This window comes from Acinetobacter sp. 228 (assembly GCF_048147885.1).
The window spans coordinates 1-1,031 of the sequence record NZ_JAYWYV010000602.1 but is presented as its reverse complement, the minus strand read 5'-3'; the positions used below and the strand labels follow the sequence as shown (position 1 = coordinate 1,031).

The window sequence follows — 1,031 nt, the reverse complement described above, 5'->3', positions numbered from 1 at the left end:
GTGAAAACGGCGCTAAAGAAGCAGGTAAATGGCGTTTAGAAGGTAAAACTTACGTTGTTCAAGACGGCGATGTAATGCACTTCCGTTTTAACGTTTAAGTTAAAGCTTAAAAAAAAAAGCCCCACTAGATTGGGGCTTTTTTATATTTAATGGCTTAAATCCATCATCTCTCGTTTACTGCGCGCCTCGTGTAAAATTCGCTCATGCAAAGGCTTTCTAAAACCTAACATAAATATAAATTCAGCCAATACAAATAGTGGTCCAATTGCAAGTCCTATTACATCATCAACAAAAGCAGGTTTTTTCTTTTCAAAATAATGCCCCACAAACTGAAAAGCCCATCCCACCACAAAGAAACCAATACTTGCAGCCAACCATTGTCCTAAAGAAAGTTCGGCAATTTGGCTCGCTAGTGGATACACAGCCACCAAGATAATGAGCATGAGTAAACCAAAAACTTTATCTAGAAATAAATAATAGATCGTACTAGCTGCAATCAGTACCATAGCTAAAGTAACTTTAAAATTACCAATATCGATTCCTGCCCTCGCTGTTAAACATAAAATTGAAAACACGATGAGTGGAATGCCTATAAAATGCGTCAAAATATTTTGATGATTTAAATGATAAGCCGCATATTGGCTCAGTTTCTGCTCCAGATTTGACATGAGTTATTCCCTATTCACTTAACTATAGTCATACTGTACAAATAAGGAAAATTTAAAGTTGTCAGCTATTTGACAAAGTAATGAATTTTTTCATGGATGACTAAATATTGGACCTAATTTATATTAACCGATTAAAAGAAAACACATGGTTTAGTGTGCTTCCGGAAGCATTCCAAAAGTTTATTTTAGAACATGGCAAGCAAATCACCTTTGAGAAAAATAGCTACGTTTTCCACGCTCAAGATGAGTTTGATGGTATTTATACCGTCCTTAAAGGCTCAATTAGCTTAGGTTATGTCGATGTAAATGGTAATGAAGCACTTTCTGCAATTGCTGAACCGATTATGTGGTTCGGTGAAATAT

General features: G+C 35.6%; 3 protein-coding genes. 2 read left to right on the top strand and 1 reads right to left on the bottom strand.

Annotated features, from left to right (window positions below):
- A partial coding sequence (locus VXQ92_RS21180; RefSeq protein ID WP_416683090.1) for a DUF933 domain-containing protein occupies positions 1–98 on the top strand: 98 nt, incomplete at its 5' end.
- Positions 99–146: 48 nt separating this feature from the next.
- On the opposite strand, the gene VXQ92_RS21175 is transcribed toward VXQ92_RS21180, so the two are convergent.
- Positions 147–668 carry a DUF962 domain-containing protein gene (locus VXQ92_RS21175; protein WP_032046049.1) on the bottom strand — a complete coding sequence of 174 codons (522 nt, stop codon included), beginning with the start codon at positions 666–668 and terminating at the stop codon, positions 147–149.
- Between the two features lie 104 nt (positions 669–772).
- Between VXQ92_RS21175 and VXQ92_RS21170 the strand changes: the two genes are divergently transcribed.
- Positions 773–1,031, top strand: a 259-nt coding sequence (locus VXQ92_RS21170; protein WP_416683089.1) for a Crp/Fnr family transcriptional regulator, incomplete at its 3' end; no start/stop codon positions are given.